The following is a 17,775-nucleotide window of genomic DNA, read 5'->3' as shown; positions in this document are numbered from 1 at the left end:
TGCGACCGGAGTGCTGCCATGCCGAGCCTTGCCCCCACCCGCCACCCTTGGCCCAGTGCCGCGCACCGGCCCCAGCCGCGGCCCGCGCCGGCACGCCGCCTGCTGGCGCCGGTGGAAGACGAGCTGTCGGTGCTGTGCCGTCGCCTTGGCGCATGGCAGTCGGGCACCCAGCCGCCCACCTCGGCCTGGCACGACATCCTGCCGCCGCTGAGCGTGCACCTGTTCCTCACCGCCAGCCAGCTGCTGCCGCTGTGGCGCGAGCTGTGCGCCGACACACGGTCGGTCGACCGCGCCGAGGTGCGGCTGGAGCTGCTGCGCGGCCTCACCGAGCAGGCCCTGGGCGCCGGTGAGCACGACCCCATGGCCGATGCCCGCTGCGCCGTGCTGGCCGAGGAGCTGCAGCGCCACCAGCTGCGCAACACCGTGCTGCTGCGTGCACTGGATGCCGCGGCCGATGCCGACCGCCTGCGTGCGCTGGTTGCCGTGTGGCTGCACGAGGGCGAGCGCCTGCGCCGTGCCCAGCGCCGGGGCCAGCCGGTGGTGATGGACAACGAAGACGCCGATCCCGTGGGCCACGCGCCGCGCTGAGGCCCGCCGGCCCCCGGGTTGCCGATCCACGCGCTCCGATCCACCCGCAGCCAGGCACCCGCCATGCCCAGCCCCTTGCGCGCCATCCGCCGCCCTGCCGCCTGGGCCCTGGCGGCCTGCAGTGCCTGCCTGGCCGCGCCGGCGCTCGCGCTGCATGAGACAGCGGCCGCGCCGCAGGCCGGCCAGGGCCTGATCCTCGACAGCCTGGTGCCGGCGCGCGGCGCGGCCGGCGTGCAGCAGCTGCATTGGCGGCATGCGCTGGTGCAGCTGGGCCCCGAGCGTGGCACGCTGGGCCTGGGCCTCACGGCGGCCTGGCCGCTGCCGGCCACCGCCGTGGCCGCCACGCGGCATGGCGGGCCGGGCCTGCAGCCGCTGGCCGACAGCCTGGCCGATGGCGCCGCCAGCCTGCCACCGCGCGGCGAGTTGCGCATGGGCCTGAGCTTCAGCCGCCGCGGCCCGCACGACGCGCTGCGCCGCAGCCTGGCCTGGCGCATGGAGCTCAGCGGCAGCACCACGCTCACCGTCAAGCCGCGTGCCGGGCGCGTGAACCTGCAGCTCAGCAGCCAGTGGTGAGCCCGCCGCGCGGGTGCGCGGCGCAGCGTCTGTCAGCCAATGCCGCCTGTGCAATGTAGGCGGCCGCCTACACGCGGCGGCGCGGCCGCTGGTGAGAATCAAGGGGCCATCCAGGGTGATGGGTTCGGCCATCGGCAACGCGGCCCACGCCCGCCGCCATGAGCCGCCAGGCCCCGGGCCGGGCGCCCGCATCGACACCTCCCGCACCCCGGCCGGCGCGCCTGGCCGCGCCCGCCACGCCACTGCATGACCCTGCCTTCGATCCACGCCCCCGATGCGCGCCGCGACAACCTGGTGCTGGCGCTGGCCGCCGTGCTGCAGCTGGCGGTGCTGGCCTGGGATGTGGCCACCCCGTTGGGCCGCACCGAGTGGGTGTTTCACCTGCTGCCGGTCACGCTGCTGCTGCTGCAACAGCGGCGCTGGCCACCGGCGCTGCTGGTGCTCACCGCCTGGCTGGCGCTGGCCCTGGGCTTTGTGCTGTCGCCCAACCTGGGCGTCAACGCCGGCATGGCCGCCGGCAACCGCGCCATCGGCGGCTTCAACCTGGCGGCCGTGGCCGCGGTATTGACCCTGGTGCTGAACCAGCGGCGCGAGATGCGCCGCATCCTGTGGGTGCAGCAGGGCAAGGTGACGCTCAGCCAGCAGGTGGCGGGCGAGGGCACGCCCGAGCAGGTGGGCCAGCGCATCGTGGCCGCCCTGTGCCAGGTGAGCGGCGCGCGCATCGGCGCGCTGTACCGGGTGGATGCCGGGCGCCTGCGCCTGTGCGCCGCGCTGGCCGCCCCGGCCGATGGGCTGCCGGCCGAGCTGCCGCTGCACGGCGGCCTGCCGGGCCAGGTGCTGCAAGATCAGCGCGTGCAGGCCATCAGCCCGGCACCGGCCGGCCACCTGCCGCTGCAGTCGGCCCTGGGCCACAGCCAGCCGGCGCACCTGGTGCTGATGCCGGTGCGGGCCGAAGGCGCGATCCTGGGCGTGGCCGAGCTGGGCTTCGTCGGCCCCGCCTTCGATGCGCCGCTGGTGATCGACCTGTGCGAGCGCTCGGCCGAGCTGCTGGGCCTGGCACTGCGCGCGGCCGTCTACCGCCGCGAGCGCCAGTACCTGCTCGAGGACAGCCAGCGCCAGGCCGAGGAGCTGCAGGTGCAGCAAGAGGAGCTGCGCCTGAACAACGAGGAGCTCGAGGCGCAGGGCCGGCTGCTGCGCGACTCGCAGGCCGCGCTGGAGGCCGAGCACGAGGCGCTGTCGCGCAGCAATGCCCGGCTCGAGGTGCAGGCGCAGTCGCTCGAGCTGCAGAAGGCTGCGCTGCAGCGCACCCAGGGCGATCTGCTGCAGCGCACCGAGGCGCTGGCCGCGGCCAGCCGCTACAAGTCGGAGTTTCTGGCCAACATGTCGCACGAGCTGCGCACGCCGCTCAACAGCGCGCTGATCCTCTCGCGTCTGCTGGTTGACAACCGCGAGGCCACGCTCAGCGCCGAGCAGGTGCGCTACGCCCAGGCCATCCACGACGCCAACCAGGACCTGCTGGCCTTGATCAACGACATCCTCGACCTGTCCAAGGTCGAGGCCGGCCATGCCGAGCTGCGGCCCGCCACGCTGCGCCTGAGCGATCTGCAGCAACGCCTGCGCAGCACCTTCGAGCCGCTGGCCCGCGACAAGCACCTGGCGCTGGCCTTCACCTGCGCTGCCGATGCGCCCGACACCTTGATCACCGACGGCCAGCGCCTGCAGCAGGTGCTGGGCAATCTGCTGGCCAATGCGCTGAAGTTCACGCGCCAGGGCAGCGTGGCGCTGCACATCGGCCGCGCCGACGGCGGGCGCGTGCGCTTCGAGGTCACCGACACCGGACTGGGCATCGCCGCCGACCAGCATCAGCTGATCTTCGAGGCCTTCCGCCAGGCCGATGGCAGCACCAGCCGGCAGTTCGGCGGCACCGGGCTGGGCCTGTCGATCTCGCGCGAGCTGGTGCAGCGCATGGGCGGCGAGATCGGGCTGTGCAGCGCGCCCGGCCAGGGCAGCACCTTCACGGTGCTGCTGCCGCTGGTGATGCCGGCGCAGCCTGAACCGGCTGAACCGGCTGCGCTGCCTGCACCGGCTGAACCGGCTGCGCTGCCTGCACAGACTGCACAGACTTCACAGACTGGCCTGGTGAACCCGGCGGCGCCGGCCGCCCGCCAAGCTGCCCACCCGGCCGCCCACCTGGCCGCCCACCAGGCCGGGGCCGTACAAAGTCATGGCGACAACCCCGCAGCCGCCCAGGGGCCGCCCGGGCCACCGCCGCTGCGCCAGCTGCTGGTGGTCGAGGGCGACGCGCCGCTGCGCGACAGCCTGCAAGCCGTGCTGGCCGCGCCGCAGCGGCAGATCCACACTGCCGGCACCGTGGCCGAGGCGCTGGCGCTGCTGGCGGCGCAGCGCTTCGACTGCATGGTCACCGACCTGAGCCTGCCCGACGGCCGTGGCGACGAGCTGCTCGAGCGGCTGGCCGGCGCGGGCGCGCCGCCCGCAACGCCGGTGATCGTGCACACCGGCCGCGCCCTCAGCGGCGACGAGGAGCTGCGGCTGCGCCGGCACGCGTGTGCGATCGTCGTCAAGAGCGCGCGCTCGCCCGAGCGCCTGCTCGACGAGGTGAACCTGCAGCTGCACGGCGCGGCGCCGTGGCCGCCGCCCGACGGCCCGCAGCGGCTGCCGGCGCGCACGCGCGAGCGCGACGCGGTGCTGGCCGGCCGCACCGTGCTGCTGGCCGAAGACGACGTGCGCAACCTGTTTGCGCTGACCAGCGTGTTCGAGGCCCAGGGCGTGCGCCTGGTGCTGGCTCGCCATGGCCGCGAGGCGCTCGACGCGCTGGCGCGGCAGCCCGGCATCGACCTGGTGCTGATGGACATCATGATGCCGGTGATGGACGGCCTGGAGGCCATTCGCCGCATCCGTGCCCAGCCCGAGTGGGCCGCGCTGCCGATCATTGCGCTGACCGCCAAGGCCATGGCCGACGACCGCCAGCAATGCCTGGCCGCCGGCGCCAGCGACTACCTGGCCAAGCCCATCGACGCGCAGCGCCTGCTGTCGCTGTGCCGGGTGTGGATGCCGCAATGAGCCTCGCCAGCGGCCGCGGCCGGCCCGATGCCCCTGCGCCGGCAAACCATGCGCTGGCCTGCACCAGGCCGGCCACACCCGCCACACCCGCCACGGTGCATCAGATCAAGGCCGGCTTCGAGGCGCGGCTCGAGAGCATGGAACTGCAGCTGCTGCTGCAGGCCGTGCACCTGCGCTACCAGCACGACTTTCGCCAGTACGCGCCGGCCTCCATGCGCCGCCGCATGCGCCAGGCCATGGACGGCCTGGGCTTTGCGCGCCTCAGCGATCTGCAGCATGCGGTACTGCGCGACGAGGCACTGTTCAACTGCCTGCTGCAGTACCTGACCGTGCAGGTGAGCGACATGTTCCGCGACCCCGGCTACTTTCTCGCGCTGCGCGAGCAGGTGCTGCCCGAGCTGGCCACCTACCCCTCGCTCAAGCTGTGGGTGGCCGGCTGCAGCCGCGGCGAAGAGGTGTGGTCGCTGGCCGTGCTGCTGCACGAGGCCGGCCTGCTGGAGCGCAGCATCATCTACGCCACCGACATCAACCCGCAGGCCCTGCAGCAGGCCGAGTCGGGCGTATTCGCGCTCGAGCGTGCGGCGCAGTTCGAGCGCAACCACCGCCTGGCCGGTGGCCACGGTGCGCTGTCGGCGCACTGGCATGCCGGGCGCGACACGCTGGTGTTCAAGCGCTCGCTGCGTCGCCAGATCGTGTTTGCCGACCACAGCCTGGCCACCGACGCGGTGTTTTCCGAGCTGCACCTGGTGTCGTGCCGCAATGTGCTGATCTACTTTGACGATGCGCTGCAGGCGCGTGCCGTGGGGCTGTTTCGCGAGGCCTTGGTGCGGCGCGGCTTTCTGGGCCTGGGCGGGCGCGAGACGCTGCAGTTCGGCCCGCATGCGCCGGCCTTTCGCGCGCTGCCCGGCCTGCCGGCCGAGGTGCGCTGGTACCAGCGCCTGTGATGGCAACCGATGTCCGCGCGGCCAGCGCCGGCCCCGCTGCGGGCGCCGATGGAATACTCGGCCTGGACGCGATGGCACGGCGCCTGCATGCGCGTGCGTTCTGGAGCAAGACATGACCCACCCCCCCGCCAAGATCCTGGTCGTCGACGACACCGCCTCCAACCTGATGGTGATGCAGGCGCTGCTGGCCCGCGACGATGTGCAGGTGCTCACCGCGCGCTCCGGCCCCGAGGCGCTGGAGCTGCTGCTGCTGCACGATGTGGCGCTGGCGCTGCTGGATGTGCAGATGCCCGAGATGGACGGCCCGGCGCTGGCCACGCTGATGCGCGGCACCGAGCGCACACGCCTGGTGCCGATCATCTTCGTCACCGCCATCGATCCCGATCCGCAGCGCCGCTACCGCGGCTACGAGGCCGGTGCGGTCGACTTCGTCTACAAGCCGGTCGAGCCGGTGGTGCTGCGCTCGAAGGTCGAGGTGTTTCTGTCGCTGCACCGCCAGCAGCGCGAGCTGGATGCGCGCATGCGCGAGCTCGAGCGCGCGGTGGCGCTCAACCAGATGGTCATCGGCTCGCTGTCGCACGACATCCGCACGCCGCTGGCGGCCCTGACGCTGAACGCCGAGCTGGTGATGCGCCGTGCCGAGAACCCGGCGGTGCAGGAGGCCGGCCAGCGCATCAAGGCCGCCATCGGCATGCTGGGCCGGCAGATCGACCACCTGGTCAACCTGGCCAGCCTGACCGACGGCATGCTCGAGCCGCGCATCGCCGATGGCGACCTGCCGACCCTGGTGCGCGAGCGCGCCCAGGCCTGCCTGCCCGGCCTGCTGGAGGCCGGCCAGCTGCAGCTGAACATCGATGGCGACGCCGCACTGGCCTTCGACCCCACCCTGGTGACCCAGGCCCTCGACCAGCTGATGATCCTGATGGCCGCGCACCGCGGCGAGCAGACGGTGCAGCTGCAGATCGACGGCCACGCACGCCGGCTGGTGCTGTTGCGCCTGCACACGCCGGCCGTGCTGCCCGAGGCGGTGCAGGCCCACCTGTTTGGCGGCGGCCCGCATCAGCCGGGGGTGGCCGGCGTGCGCGTGGGCCCCGGCCTGGCGCTGGTGGAGCGCATTGCGCGCAGCCATGGCGGCTCGCTGATCGGCCGTTCGCGCGCGCGCGACGGCACGCTGTTCGAGCTGATGCTGCCGCGCCAGCCGGGCGGCGGTGCGCCCTGAGCCATGGGCTCGCGCAAGCCGGCGCAGGGCAGCCCGCACAGCGGGCCGCGCAGCACTGTGCGCAGCAACGCACCCGGCCACCCGGCCGGCACCGCATCCGGCAGCCCGGCCGGCAACCCTGCCCGGCGGCCCCGACTGGCGACGCTGCTGCGCAGCCGGCCACGGCTGTGGTGGTCGGCCGGCAGCGGGCTGGCCGTGGGCCTGGCCGCGGCGGCCGGCCTCACCGGCCTGCCCGTGCAGGGCGCCTGGGCCACGCCCTTCTTGCTGGGCTGGAACAGCTTTGCGCTGATCTACCTGGCACTGGCCTGGCACCTGGTGCATGGCGCCTCGCACGAGGCCGTGCGCCAGCGCGCCGTCTCGCAGCACGACGGCCGCCACGCGGTGCTGGCGCTCGGCGTGGCGGCGGTGCTGGTGGCGCTGCTGGCCATTGCCTCGCAGCTGGGTGCGGTGCGCACGCTGCACGGCCTGGCGCGGCAGGCCCATCTGGCGCTGGCGGTGTTGACCGTGGCCACCGCCTGGCTGGTGACCCAGGCGCTGTTTGCGCTGCACTACGCGCATGACTTTTACGTGGCCCGGCTGCACGGCCTGCCCGATCCGCTGCAGTTTCCGCAGACGCCCGACCCCGACTACGGCGACTTCTTCTACTTCGCCTGCGTCATCGGCACCTCGGGCCAGACGGCCGATGTGGCCTTCAGCACCTCGCGCCTGCGCCGTGTGGGTGCGCTGCACTGCATGCAGGCCTGGGTGTTCAACGCCACCACGCTGGCGCTGGGCGTCAACATCGCGGCCGGCATGCTGTAGGCGCCCCGGTCGCGCGGGGCGGCCGACATGCCCAACGCGCATGATGAGCGCCTGCGCATGGGGCGGCCATCGCCTACACGCCGGCCGGCCATTGCCTACAGCCGGCCGGCCTTTGCCTACACCCAGGCCGGCCATCGCCTCACGCGGCCCACCGCCCGGGCCGCGCAGCATCGGGGTTCTCGCACCGGGGCAGCGCCCCGGCCCACCCCAAGGCGGCAGCTGCTGCCGCCGCTACCGGAGCAAGTGATGAACCCGACCCTGATTTCCTCTGACCGCGTGGAAGGCACCAGCGTCTACAACCTGGCCGGCGACAAGCTGGGCACGATCGACTGCGTGATGATCGACAAGCTGAGCGGCCACACTCGCTACGCCGTGCTGGAGTTCGGCGGCTTCCTGGGCATGGGCACCGACCTGTACCCGGTGCCCTGGAGCGTGCTGCGCTACGACACCTCTCTGGGCGGCTACGTGGTGCCGATCACCGCCGATCAGCTGGAAGCCGCACCCAAGTACGACAAGGACACGCTGCCCGACTACAGCGACAGCTATGGCCGCAGCGTCAGCGAGCACTACGGCGCGCTGCACCTTTGAGCCGCGGCGTCCCTGGGCCGCTGCGCGCCTGAGCCGCTGCGCCCCTGAGCCGCGGCGACTCTGCGCCACCGTGCTCCGTGCCTGCGTGCCCGCTTGCCGGTGCCGGTGATCCAGGCCAGCCGGCGCCCCAGCGTGCGCTGGCTCATGCCGCCGCCCGCGCGGCGTCGGCGGCCTTCTGCAGCTCGAGCTGGTATTGCGCCCAGCCCTCCTCGGGCACGAGTTCGCCGTCACGCTGCCGCACCTGGTCGAGCAGGCCGCACAGGCGTGCGCCGGTGTCGGCGCCATCGGGCAGCTGGATGCCCTGGGTCAGGGTGACGTGGGCGGCCTCGAAGCTGCCCGCGCCCGCCAGAAGAATCATGCGCGTGGGGGCATCCTCGGTACACAGCGCAATCAGGGCCGGGCTCACCCGCTCGGGTGTCAGGCGCTCCAGCGCCTCGGCCGGCAGGATGCCGTGGGTCATGCCGGTGGCGGCAGTGGGGGCCAGGCAGTTGACCCGGATGTTGCGCCGGGCGCCTTCCAGGGCCAGCGTCTGCATCAGGCCCACCAGGGCCATCTTGGCCGCGCCGTAGTTCGACTGGCCGAAGTTGCCGTACAGGCCCGACGACGAGGTCGTCATCACGATGCGGCCGTAGTGCTGCGCCTGCATCTGCGCCCACACCGCCTTGGTGGCGTGCACGGCACCCATCACATGCACGTCGAGCACGCGGCGAAAGTCGTCCAGGCCCATCTTGGCAAAGCTCTTGTCGCGCAGGATGCCGGCGTTGTTGACCAGGATGTCGATGCGGCCCCAGGCCGTGTGCGCCTGCTGCGCCATCTGTTGCATGTCGTCGCTGCGGGTCACGTCGCCCAGGTGCAGCTGGGCGTCGCCGCCCTGGGCGCGGATCTCGGCCACCACGCTGCGTGCGGCGGCACCGAAGTCGGCGCCGGCAATGTCGTTGACGATCACCCGTGCGCCGTGGCGCGCGAGCTCGAGTGCGTGGGCGCGGCCCAGGCCGCCACCGGCGCCGGTGACCAGGGCCACGCGGTCTTGCAGAAGTTTTTCCATGGGTTGGGGGTCGGGTTCAGAAGTTGACGGCATCGGCGCCCTTGAGCGCCAGCATCGCGCGCGCCTCGGCGGGCGTGGCCACCTCGAGCGACAGCTCGTCGAGGATGCGGCGGATCTTGCGCACCTGCTCGGCGCAGCTGCGGGCCAGCTGGCCGCGGCCCAGGTAGAGGCTGTCCTCCAGCCCCACCCGCACATGGCCGCCCATCACCGCCGCCATGGTCAGCAGGGGCATCTGGTGGCGGCCGGCGCCCAGCACCGAGAAGCGGTAGCCGCCGCGGCCGAACAGGCGGTCGGCCGTGGTGCGCATGGTGGCCAGGTTCTCGGGATCGGGGCCCAGGCCGCCGAGGATGCCGAAGATGCACTGCAGGAAGATCGGCCCGCTGATCAGCCCTTCGTCGCGAAAGTGGGCCAGCGTGTAGAGGTGGCCCACGTCGTAGCACTCGAACTCGAAGCGGGTGCCGCGCTCGTGGCCCAGCACCTGCAGGATGTGGCGGATGTCGCGGAAGGTGTTGCGGAAGATCAGGTCCTCCATGCCCTCGATGTAGGGCTTCTCCCAGTCGTGCTGCCAGTGCGTGTACTTGCGTGCCGCCGGGTGGATGCTGAAGTTCATCGAGCCCATGTTCAGCGAGCACATCTCGGGGGCGGCCTGCAGCGGGTAGGCCAGGCGCTCGTCGAGCGTCATGCGGGTGCTGCCGCCGGTGGTGATGTTGATCACCGCGTCGGTGGCCGCCCGGATGCGGGGCACGAACTGGGCAAACACCGCCGGGTCGGGCGTGGGGCGGCCGTCCACCGGGTCGCGCGCGTGCAGGTGCAGGATGGCGGCGCCGGCCTCGGCGGCCTCGATGGCCTGCTGGGCGATCTGCTCGGGTGTCAGCGGCAGATGCGGTGACATCGTGGGCGTGTGCACCGAGCCGGTGATGGCGCAGGAGATGATGACTTTGTCGGACATGGATTGGCTCCTCAAACCGCCAGCCACTGCGCCAGCAGGGCGGGGTCGGACTGCAGTTGACCGGGCGTGCCGTCGAACACGATGCGCCCATGGCCCATCACGCACACCCGGTCCGAGACCTTCAGCGCGATGGCCAGCTTTTGTTCCACCAGCACCACCGAGACGCCCTTGGCGCGCATGTCCTTGATGCACTCACCCACCTGCGCCACGATCATCGGCGCCAGGCCTTCGGTGGGTTCGTCGATCAGGATCACGCGCGGGTTGCCCAGCAGCGAGCGGCAGATGGTCAGCATCTGCTGCTCGCCGCCCGACAGGCTGCCGGCGCGGGTGTGCCGGCGCTCCTTCAGGCGCGGGAAGTACTCGAACATCTGCTGCGTCGTCCAGCGCGGTGCGTCCGGCGCGGCGGGCTGCTCGCCCATGCGCAGGTTCTCGTCCACGCTCAGGTTGGCGAAGACCTCGCGTTCCTCGGGCACATAGGCCAGGCCGGCGCGGCAGATGCGGTTGGGTGGGTTGCCCGCCAGTTCGCGCGTGGCCAGGCGCACGCTGCCAGCGCTGGGCGGCACCAGGCCCATCAGGGCCTTGAGGGTGGTGGAGCGCCCCGAGCCGTTGCGGCCCAGCAGGCTGAGCACCTGGGCCTCGCCGACGCTGAAGTTCACGCCTTGCAGGATGTGGCTCTTGCCGTAGTGGGCGTGCAGGTTCTCGACCGTCAGCAAGGCGCTCATGCCGCCGTCTCCTCGCCCAGGTAGGCTTCGCGCACACCCTGGTGCTGGCGGATCTGCTCGGGCGTGCCGGTGGCGATGAGCTCGCCATACACCAGCACGCTGATCTGGTCGGCCAGCTTGAAGACCACGTCCATGTCGTGCTCGACGATCAGCAGCGCGCGGCCTTCGGTCAGCTCGCGGATCAGTTCCATCGTGTAGTCGGTCTCCTCGCCCGACATGCCGGCCATGGGTTCGTCCAGCAGGATCAGCTGCGGGTCCGAGGCCAGGGTCATGGCGATCTCCAGCGAGCGCTGCTCCGAGTAGCTCAGCTCGCCGGCCAGCCCCTGGGCACGGCCCTGCAGGCGCACCCGCTCCAGCAGGGCCTCGGTGGCCTCGCGCAGGCCGGGCAGGCGGTCGATGCGGCGCCAGAACGCGGTGGGCTGCGGCTGCAGGCGCAACACGGCCAGGCGGATGTTCTCGAAGACGCTGAGCCGGGGAAAGATGTTGGTGATCTGGAACGAGCGCGCCAGCCCCTGGCGGTTGATGCGCTGGGGCGCCAGGCCGGTGATGTCGCGCCCCTGGAAGCGGATGGTGCCGGCACTCGGCGCCAGATTGCCCGAGATCAGGTGGAACAGCGTTGACTTGCCGGCGCCGTTGGGGCCGATCAGCGCGCGGCGTTCGCCGGCGGCGAGGTCGAGCTCGACACCGCGGATGATGTCGGTCTCGCCGAACGACTTGCGCAGGCCGCTCAGCTGCAGGATGGGGGGGCTCATGCCGGGGTCTCCTTGGCTTGCAGTCGACGTTGCGCCCAGGCCAGCAGCGCGCCGCCGCCGGCCAGCATCAGCGCCGGCCAGGCCCAGGTGGCCGCCGCCGCCGGGGCCCAGGCGCGCCCGAACAGGCTCACCGGCGGCCAGGCGCCGGCCGCGCGGGCCAGGGCGCGGTAGTCCTGCGCGCACAGCCGCTGCAGCAGTTCCACCAGAAACACGGTGCCGGCCGCCAGCAGCAGCACGGCCAACAGCCAGGCCAGCAGCCAGGGCAGGGCGCGCGCCACGCCCATCTGGCGCAGCCGGCGCATGGCGGCCCCGCCCAGCACCACCAGGCCCTCGGGCATGAACATCATCACCAGCACGAACAGCAGCCCCTGGTACAGCAGCCAGGCCTGGGTGGCGTCGGACACCGCATAGCCGAAAAAGCTCATCAGCGCGGCGCCCAGGGCCGGGCCGAGAAACACGCCGACGCCGCCGATGTAGCTGTTGAGCACCACGCTGGCCGAGACATGGGCGTCGAACACCACGTAGTTCACCGCCTCGTTGGCCAGCACCTGCAGCGCACCGGCCACGCCCGAGAACAGGCCCGAGATGGCAAAGGCCGAGACACCCAGCCAGTGCACGTCGTGGCCCAGAAAGCGCAGGCGGTGGCTGTTCTCGCGCAGGCCCAGGGTCAGGCGGCCGGCCGGCGTGCGGGTGTGGAAGTGCAGCAGCGCCAGCGAGAGCAGCACCCAGGCCAGGGTCAGGTAATAGACCTGGGTGGTGGAGCCGAAGTCCAGGCCCCAGGCCGCACTGCGCATGGCCGAGATGCCCGACTCGCCACCGAACAGCGACTTGAGCTGCGGCGCCAGCGCGTGCAGCAGCTCGGCGATGGCCAGCGTGATCATGGCGAACGCGGTGCCGCTGCGCTGGGTGGCAAACCATCCGGCCACGATGCCGAACACCAGCCCGGCGCCGGCACCGGCCAGCGGCATCAAGGGCGTGGGCAGCAGGCCGGCGCCGTTGAACGCGTTCATCGCATGCACCGTGGCGTACGCGCCCACACCGAAGTAGGCCGCATGGCCGAACGAGAGCATGCCGGCGCGGCCGGCGAGCAGGCCGTAGGCACTGGCAAACAGCGCTGCGATCAGCATCTGCACCGCGGCGTTGAGCAGGCCCGCGCTGAGCAGGGCCGGCAAGGCGGCGAGCAGGGCCACGCCGCCCAGCAACAGGGAAGTGGAGTTGCGCATGGAAGGGGGAATGGGGAGAGATCAGGTCTTGTCGCCGAGCAGCCCTTGCGGACGCAGCAGCAGGACCAACAACATCAGGGCGAACGGCAGCGTGGCCGCCAGGCTGGACAGCTTGAGCGTCAGCAGCCCGCCCACGCCCTGGGCCCAGGTGCCGGCGCCCACCAGCGTCAGGGCGTCGGCCAGACTGTGGTCGATGCCCACGGCCAGCGAGGTCATCAGGCCGATCAGCAGCGAGGCCAGCATGGCGCCGCCCAGCGATCCGAGGCCACCGACCACCACCACCACGAACACCATCACGCCCACCTCGAGCGCCATGTTCGGGCTGGTGGTGTAGAAGGCGCCGGCAATGGCCCCGGCCAGGCCGGCCAGGGCCGCACCCACGCCGAACACGCCCATGAACACCTGCTGCACGTTGTGGCCCAGCGCCTCGACCATGCGCGGCCGGTAGATGGCCGAGCGCACGATGATGCCCACGCGGGTGCGCGTCAGCAGCAGGTAGAGCAGGCCGAACATCGCCAGCGCCACGCCGCCCATCAGCAGCCGGTAGCGCGGGTACTGCTGGCCGCCCAGCATGAAGGCCGGGCCGTCGAGCGCCGCGGGCACGTGGTAGTCGACCGGGAAGTTGCCGAACAGCAGCTTGATGGCCTCGGCCACGATGAACGACAGGCCGAAGGTCAGCAGCAGCTCGTGCGCGTGGCCATGGTGGTGAACCCGGCGCAGGAAGAAGCGCTCGACCAGCGCTCCCACACCGCCGGCCAGCACGGTGGCCACCACCACCGCCGCGCCAAAGCCCAGCAGGCCCTGCAGGGTGTACGCGAAGTACGCCCCCAGCATGTAGAACGAAGCGTGGGCGAAGTTCAGCACGCCCATCATGCCGAAGATCAGCGTCAGGCCGGCCGACACCATGAACAGCAGCAGCCCGTAGATGAGCCCGTTGAGCAGGCCGAACAGCAGGGTGTCCATGGCGTCAGGACGGGCGCTGCATGGTGCACGCGGCCTGCACCGGCATGGCCGACTCTTCGGCGCTGTAGACCCGCACCGGCTTGAAGCCCAGGTCGGTGCCATCGACCTTGTAGCGCGCCTCTCTGGAGACCGTGGACACCACCAGCGGCAGCAGCACCTGGTGGTCGGCGGCGCGCATGCTCATCTCGCCCATGGGCGTGCGGATCTTGGCCGTCTCCATCGCGCGGGCGAAGGCGTTGACGCTGAGCGCGCCGCCCACCGGCTTGGTGCGGCGCAGCGCGTCGGCCACCATCTCGAGCGCAAACACCGACTGGGCCTCGACAAAGACCGGTGCGTGGCCGGTCTTGGCGGTGTACTCGCTGACGAACTTGGCGCCCTCGGCGCCGCCGGCCTCGCCATTGAACACATGCGCGATGAAGTGGCCGATCGCGGTATCGCCGGCATTGCTGATGTTGCCCGGCTGGTCGAGGAAGACGGTGCCGAAGTCGGCCTTCAGGCCGGCCGCCTTGGCCGCCTTCATCATCAGCAGCAGGTCGTTGGACCAGTTGCCGGTGATCACCGTTTCGGCGCCCGAGGCGGTGATCTTGGCGATGTAGGGCGCGAAGTCCTGGATCTTGTTGACATCGTGCAGCGTCTTCTCGACCACCTTGTAGCCACCGGCCGCGGCGTTGTCGCCAATGGCGCGCTCCATGTCCTGGCCCCAGGAGTAGTTCTGGTTGATCGAGTAGACCTTGGTTCCCAGCGCCTTGGCCTGCTTCATGCCCTGCACCAGCACCTTGGTGCGCACCTGGGCGTTGCCGGTCAGGCGGAAGTGGTGGAAGTTGCACTTCTCGCCGGTGAGCTCCAGCGCCTCGGCGCCGATGTTGATGAAGGCCAGCTCCTTGCCGGGGTTGCGCAGGTTGTGCTTGCGCACGTCTTCGGTGATCTGGCCGGCAATCGCCGACGAGGCCCCCTGCACGACGATCTGCACGCCATCGGCGATGGCCGCCTTGAGCTTGTCGGAGGCGCCGGCCGGGCCGCCCTGGTTGTCGTACTCCACCAGCTGCACCGGCTCGCCGTTCCAGCCGCCGGCGGCGTTGATGCGGTCGATGGCAAAGCGCACGCCGGCGCGGAAGGTCTGGCCGGTCGAGGCCTGCGGTCCCGAGAGGGTTTCGAGCAGGCCGATCTTGACCGGCGCGGCCTGGCTGGCCGTGGCCATCAGCAAGGCGGCGGGCAGGGCGGCGAGGCGGGGAGTGGGGTTCATGCTGGTTTGTCTCCGTTTGTTGAAGTGGGATCAGAGGTACTCGACGTTGCCGTCCACGCTGATGACCTGGCCGGTCAGGTTGCGGGCGGCGGGCGAGCAGAGAAACAGCGCCGTGGCAGCCACGTCGTCGGCCGTGACCATGCGGCGCAGGGAAATCTTGTCGAGGTACTGCTGGCGCATGCGGGCCACGTCGATGCCGAGCGCGGCCGCGCGTGCGGCAATCACGCCGTCCATGCGGTCGCCCTCGACCACGCCCGGCAGGATGGCGTTGACGCGCACGCCCTGCGGGCCCAGCTCGATGGCCAGCGACTGCGTCAGTCCCACCACCGCCCACTTGGTGGCGGCATAGGGCGTGCGAAAGGCATAGCCCAGGCGGCCGGCCACCGAGCCCATCGCGATCAGGCAGGGGTCGCGGTCGGAGGCCTTGAGCAGGGGCACGGCGCGGCGCGCAAAGTAGAACTGGCTGTTCAGGTTGACCGAGACCGTGCGCTCCCAGCCGCTGACGTCGAGATCCTCGATGGGCCCGGTGGGGCCGGCGATGCCGACGTTGTTGATCAGCACATCCAGGCCGCCCAGATGGCTGAGCACATCGTCGAAGACGTTGTCGGCGTCGGCCGCCACCGAGGCATCGGCCATGCTGCCGGTGATGCCGGGCGTGCTGCACACCAGGCGATCGATGGCACTGCGGTCGATGTCGCAGACATGCACGCGGGCACCGGCGGCATGGAAGGCGCGGGCAATGGCCGCACCGATGCCGTTGGCGCCGGCGGTGACCAGCACCCGCAGATCGGGCCGGGGACAAAGGGTGTCGTGAAGAGGCATGGCGCTGGCTGTTGAAACGTGCCGCCAGTCTGCGCAATCGGCCCCGCCAGCCCTATGTGGCCGGCGCACACAAAGCCCCGGCTGGCGTTGTGATCGAAGGACGATGGGCTGCGGCGGCCGGGCCAATCGGCTCTGGTAGCCTTCGACACCCCGCGAAAGGAGGCCCCCACTTGGACACCGCTGAGCCGCTCGCACGGGCATTGATCGGCATGCTGCACAAGAGCGCGCCGCCCGAGGACTTCACGCTGCGGCTGAGCGAGGCCGAAGCCTTGCCGGGTGACGCCCCCGACCGCGACAGCCGGGTCGAGGCCGTGCGCATGGCGATGGCCGTGCGCAACCGGCTGGAGCTGCTGCAACAGCGCGAGCAGGGCATGCAGGCGGTGATGGAGTCGGCCCAGGATCTGTCGGGCCGGCTCGATCTGCCCAATCTGCTCGCGGCCCTGGTCTCGCGCACGCGCAACCTGCTGGGGGCCGACATGGCCTGGATCTCCGAGCTGGACGAGTCGCGTGGCGTGTTCCAGTCGCTGGCCATCGAAGGCGCGCTGACGCAGGGCTCGCTGGGCATGTGCATCCGCAGCGACCGCGGCACGGCCAGCGTGGTGATGGCCACGCGCACCCCGTTCACCACGCCGGACTACCTGCACGACACGCGCTTCCAGCACGAACCCGAGTTCGACGACATCTTTCGCGCCGAAGGCATCTGTGCCGTGGTGGGCGTGCCGCTGATCTGGCAGGACAAGGTCATCGGCCTGCTGTTCGCCGCCAACCGCTACCACCGCGTGCACACGGCCCACAGCCTGGCCATCCTGCGCACGCTGGCCACGCATTGCGCGGTGGCCTTGAAGAATGCGCGCGACTTCGACCGGCTGCACACCGCACTCGGGCGGGCCGATGCCGCGCGGGCCGAGCTCGAGCGCCACGTGCGGGGCGTGCAGACGGCGGCCGACGCGCATGCGCGCATCACCGCGCTGCTGGCGCGCGGCGCCTCACTGGCCAGCCTGTGCCAGACCGTGGCCAGCCTGCTGGGCGGCTGCCTGCTGGTGCTGGACGAGGCGGCCCAGGTCATCAGCCGGGGTGCGGCCGAGGGCCATGCCGGCAGCGCCGCCGACGGGTATGCGCCACACGGCCCCCACAGCGCAGACCTGAGCAATGCGCTGCGCCTGGCGCGGCAGACCGGTCGCTCGGTCGAGGCCTACGAGGTCGACGGTGAGACCTGCCGTGTGGTGCCGGTCATTGGCGGCGACGATGTGCTCGGTGCCCTGGCCTTGTTCCATCGCGGCAAGCTGGAGGAGGTGGCCGAACGCACCTTCGAGCGCAGCTCCAGCGTCATCGGCATCGTGCTGCTGTCACAGGAGCGGCAGCAGGCCAGCAAGGGCCGCGACATGGCTTCGCTGCTGCGCGCGCTGGTGTCGCCGCGGCAGGACGAAGCGGCCACGCTGGTCAACCGGGCCGAGCGCTTCGGCCTGGACCTGATGCAGCCGCTGACCCTGGTGCTGGCCGAGATCGACAAGCCCGGTGCGTCTTACGCCGCGCGGCGCCTGCTGCAGCTGGGCAGCCTGGAGCGCTGCCTGGTCGACGAGATCGACGGCAACCTGGTGGTGCTGTGCAATGCCACGCGCTCGCTGGAGCTGCGTCAGAGCCTGGGGGCCTGGGGGCGGCGCGAGGCCGGCGACGCGCACCGCGGCGTGCTGTCACGCCCCACCGCCTCGCTGGCCGAGCTGCCGGCGCTCTACACCACGCTGCGCCGTGCGCTGGGTGTGCTGGGGCGGCTGGGAGTGCAGGGCCGGCTGGTGGGGCAAAACGAGCTGGCGCTGTACTCCACGCTGTTCGAGACGCATGACCCGCACAGCCTGGGCGAGTTTCTGCAGGCCTGCATCGGCCCGCTGCTGGAGCACGACCGCAAGCGTGGCACCGACCTGGCGTCCACCCTGCTGTGCTACTTCGAGAGCAGCCAGAACGCCAAGACCGCGGCGCAGCGCCTGGACATCCACGTCAACACCGTGCGCTACCGGCTGGCCACCGCCGAGGAACTGCTGGGCCACTGGGGCCAGGCGGCACGCGCGCTCGAGCTGCACATGGCGCTGCGGCTGTGGAGCCTGCGGGGCTGATCGCCCCCTGGCAAACCCTGGGCAGCAGCCCGCCTTGGCGCGGCTGCACAAGACTCGACCCGACTTCTTGTCGGCGGCCGACATGGGCCGGCCCGCGGCCGCCCGACAGACTCTCCTTGCATGCGGTGCCCGGCGGCAGGCCACACACGGCAGC

16 protein-coding genes are annotated in these 17,775 nt (G+C 71.6%); 8 read left to right on the top strand and 8 right to left on the bottom strand.

The features are described from left to right. Positions 1-18 precede the first annotated feature (18 nt). The 7 genes from N4G63_RS07810 (at position 19) to N4G63_RS07780 (ending at position 7,794) form a co-directional block, all read left to right on the top strand. Positions 19-588, top strand: a complete 570-nt coding sequence (locus N4G63_RS07810; RefSeq protein ID WP_260787779.1) for a hypothetical protein — start codon at positions 19-21, stop codon at positions 586-588. Positions 589-651: 63 nt separating this feature from the next. Next, complete coding sequence (locus N4G63_RS07805) at positions 652-1,161, top strand: hypothetical protein (protein WP_260787777.1); 510 nt, start codon at positions 652-654, stop codon at positions 1,159-1,161. Positions 1,162-1,407: 246 nt separating this feature from the next. Beyond that, positions 1,408-4,242: a hybrid sensor histidine kinase/response regulator gene (locus tag N4G63_RS07800; RefSeq protein WP_260787776.1), complete on the top strand. Its 2,835-nt coding sequence runs from the start codon at positions 1,408-1,410 to the stop codon at positions 4,240-4,242. Positions 4,243-4,379: 137 nt separating this feature from the next. Beyond that, positions 4,380-5,186 (top strand): CheR family methyltransferase, encoded by an 807-nt coding sequence (locus tag N4G63_RS07795; protein ID WP_260788667.1) that lies wholly within the window; start codon positions 4,380-4,382, stop codon positions 5,184-5,186. A gap of 112 nt (positions 5,187-5,298) precedes the next feature. Continuing rightward, positions 5,299-6,405 carry a hybrid sensor histidine kinase/response regulator gene (locus tag N4G63_RS07790; protein WP_260787775.1) on the top strand — a complete coding sequence of 369 codons (1,107 nt, stop codon included), beginning with the start codon at positions 5,299-5,301 and terminating at the stop codon, positions 6,403-6,405. A gap of 3 nt (positions 6,406-6,408) precedes the next feature. Beyond that, complete coding sequence (locus tag N4G63_RS07785) at positions 6,409-7,206, top strand: DUF1345 domain-containing protein (RefSeq protein ID WP_260787774.1); 798 nt, start codon at positions 6,409-6,411, stop codon at positions 7,204-7,206. A 246-nt stretch (positions 7,207-7,452) separates the two neighbouring features. After that, positions 7,453-7,794, top strand: coding sequence for a PRC-barrel domain-containing protein (locus N4G63_RS07780; protein WP_260787773.1), 342 nt, complete (start codon positions 7,453-7,455; stop codon positions 7,792-7,794). Between the two features lie 142 nt (positions 7,795-7,936). Here N4G63_RS07780 and N4G63_RS07775 read toward each other — a convergent pair whose 3' ends face one another. Genes N4G63_RS07775 through N4G63_RS07740 form a run of 8 tightly spaced genes read right to left on the bottom strand, consistent with a single transcriptional unit; the run spans position 7,937 to position 15,513 of the window. Then, a complete protein-coding gene (locus N4G63_RS07775; protein WP_260787772.1) occupies positions 7,937-8,839 on the bottom strand; it encodes an SDR family NAD(P)-dependent oxidoreductase in 903 nt (300 codons plus the stop codon). A gap of 16 nt (positions 8,840-8,855) precedes the next feature. Next, the gene (kce, locus tag N4G63_RS07770; RefSeq protein WP_260787771.1) at positions 8,856-9,788 is read right to left on the bottom strand and encodes a 3,5-dioxohexanoate:acetyl-CoA acetone transferase; all 933 of its coding nucleotides are present in this window, start codon (positions 9,786-9,788) and stop codon (positions 8,856-8,858) included. An 11-nt stretch (positions 9,789-9,799) separates the two neighbouring features. After that, positions 9,800-10,510: an ABC transporter ATP-binding protein gene (locus N4G63_RS07765; RefSeq protein WP_260787770.1), complete on the bottom strand. Its 711-nt coding sequence runs from the start codon at positions 10,508-10,510 to the stop codon at positions 9,800-9,802. Further along, positions 10,507-11,262 carry an ABC transporter ATP-binding protein gene (locus N4G63_RS07760; RefSeq protein WP_314599542.1) on the bottom strand — a complete coding sequence of 252 codons (756 nt, stop codon included), beginning with the start codon at positions 11,260-11,262 and terminating at the stop codon, positions 10,507-10,509. The genes N4G63_RS07765 and N4G63_RS07760 overlap by 4 nt, the downstream gene beginning before the upstream one ends. Then, the gene (locus N4G63_RS07755) at positions 11,259-12,485 is read right to left on the bottom strand and encodes a branched-chain amino acid ABC transporter permease (protein WP_260787769.1); all 1,227 of its coding nucleotides are present in this window, start codon (positions 12,483-12,485) and stop codon (positions 11,259-11,261) included. The genes N4G63_RS07760 and N4G63_RS07755 overlap by 4 nt, the downstream gene beginning before the upstream one ends. Before the next feature lie 21 nt (positions 12,486-12,506). Next, positions 12,507-13,448 (bottom strand): branched-chain amino acid ABC transporter permease, encoded by a 942-nt coding sequence (locus tag N4G63_RS07750; protein ID WP_260787768.1) that lies wholly within the window; start codon positions 13,446-13,448, stop codon positions 12,507-12,509. A 4-nt stretch (positions 13,449-13,452) separates the two neighbouring features. Beyond that, positions 13,453-14,691, bottom strand: coding sequence for a branched-chain amino acid ABC transporter substrate-binding protein (locus tag N4G63_RS07745; protein ID WP_260787767.1), 1,239 nt, complete (start codon positions 14,689-14,691; stop codon positions 13,453-13,455). A 30-nt stretch (positions 14,692-14,721) separates the two neighbouring features. Then, positions 14,722-15,513 (bottom strand): SDR family oxidoreductase, encoded by a 792-nt coding sequence (locus N4G63_RS07740; protein WP_260787766.1) that lies wholly within the window; start codon positions 15,511-15,513, stop codon positions 14,722-14,724. Between the two features lie 170 nt (positions 15,514-15,683). Here N4G63_RS07740 and N4G63_RS07735 point away from each other — a divergent pair, with 170 nt between their 5' ends. Then, positions 15,684-17,621 (top strand): helix-turn-helix domain-containing protein, encoded by a 1,938-nt coding sequence (locus N4G63_RS07735; protein ID WP_260787765.1) that lies wholly within the window; start codon positions 15,684-15,686, stop codon positions 17,619-17,621. Positions 17,622-17,775: the final 154 nt, after the last annotated feature.

This window comes from Aquabacterium sp. OR-4 (genome assembly GCF_025290835.2).
Classification (GTDB): Bacteria; Pseudomonadota; Gammaproteobacteria; order Burkholderiales; family Burkholderiaceae_C; genus Pseudaquabacterium.
This window is presented reverse-complemented; position numbering and strand designations above follow the sequence as displayed.

Coding starts and splice junctions, on each gene's coding strand:
- N4G63_RS07810 (WP_260787779.1), top strand. CDS start 19: ATGCCGAGCCTTGCCCCCACCCGCCACCCTTGGCCCAGTGCCGCGCAC.
- N4G63_RS07805 (WP_260787777.1), top strand. CDS start 652: ATGCCCAGCCCCTTGCGCGCCATCCGCCGCCCTGCCGCCTGGGCCCTG.
- N4G63_RS07800 (WP_260787776.1), top strand. CDS start 1,408: ATGACCCTGCCTTCGATCCACGCCCCCGATGCGCGCCGCGACAACCTG.
- N4G63_RS07795 (WP_260788667.1), top strand. CDS start 4,380: ATGGAACTGCAGCTGCTGCTGCAGGCCGTGCACCTGCGCTACCAGCAC.
- N4G63_RS07790 (WP_260787775.1), top strand. CDS start 5,299: ATGACCCACCCCCCCGCCAAGATCCTGGTCGTCGACGACACCGCCTCC.
- N4G63_RS07785 (WP_260787774.1), top strand. CDS start 6,409: ATGGGCTCGCGCAAGCCGGCGCAGGGCAGCCCGCACAGCGGGCCGCGC.
- N4G63_RS07780 (WP_260787773.1), top strand. CDS start 7,453: ATGAACCCGACCCTGATTTCCTCTGACCGCGTGGAAGGCACCAGCGTC.
- N4G63_RS07775 (WP_260787772.1), bottom strand. CDS start 8,839: ATGGAAAAACTTCTGCAAGACCGCGTGGCCCTGGTCACCGGCGCCGGT.
- kce (WP_260787771.1), bottom strand. CDS start 9,788: ATGTCCGACAAAGTCATCATCTCCTGCGCCATCACCGGCTCGGTGCAC.
- N4G63_RS07765 (WP_260787770.1), bottom strand. CDS start 10,510: ATGAGCGCCTTGCTGACGGTCGAGAACCTGCACGCCCACTACGGCAAG.
- N4G63_RS07760 (WP_314599542.1), bottom strand. CDS start 11,262: ATGAGCCCCCCCATCCTGCAGCTGAGCGGCCTGCGCAAGTCGTTCGGC.
- N4G63_RS07755 (WP_260787769.1), bottom strand. CDS start 12,485: ATGCGCAACTCCACTTCCCTGTTGCTGGGCGGCGTGGCCCTGCTCGCC.
- N4G63_RS07750 (WP_260787768.1), bottom strand. CDS start 13,448: ATGGACACCCTGCTGTTCGGCCTGCTCAACGGGCTCATCTACGGGCTG.
- N4G63_RS07745 (WP_260787767.1), bottom strand. CDS start 14,691: ATGAACCCCACTCCCCGCCTCGCCGCCCTGCCCGCCGCCTTGCTGATG.
- N4G63_RS07740 (WP_260787766.1), bottom strand. CDS start 15,513: ATGCCTCTTCACGACACCCTTTGTCCCCGGCCCGATCTGCGGGTGCTG.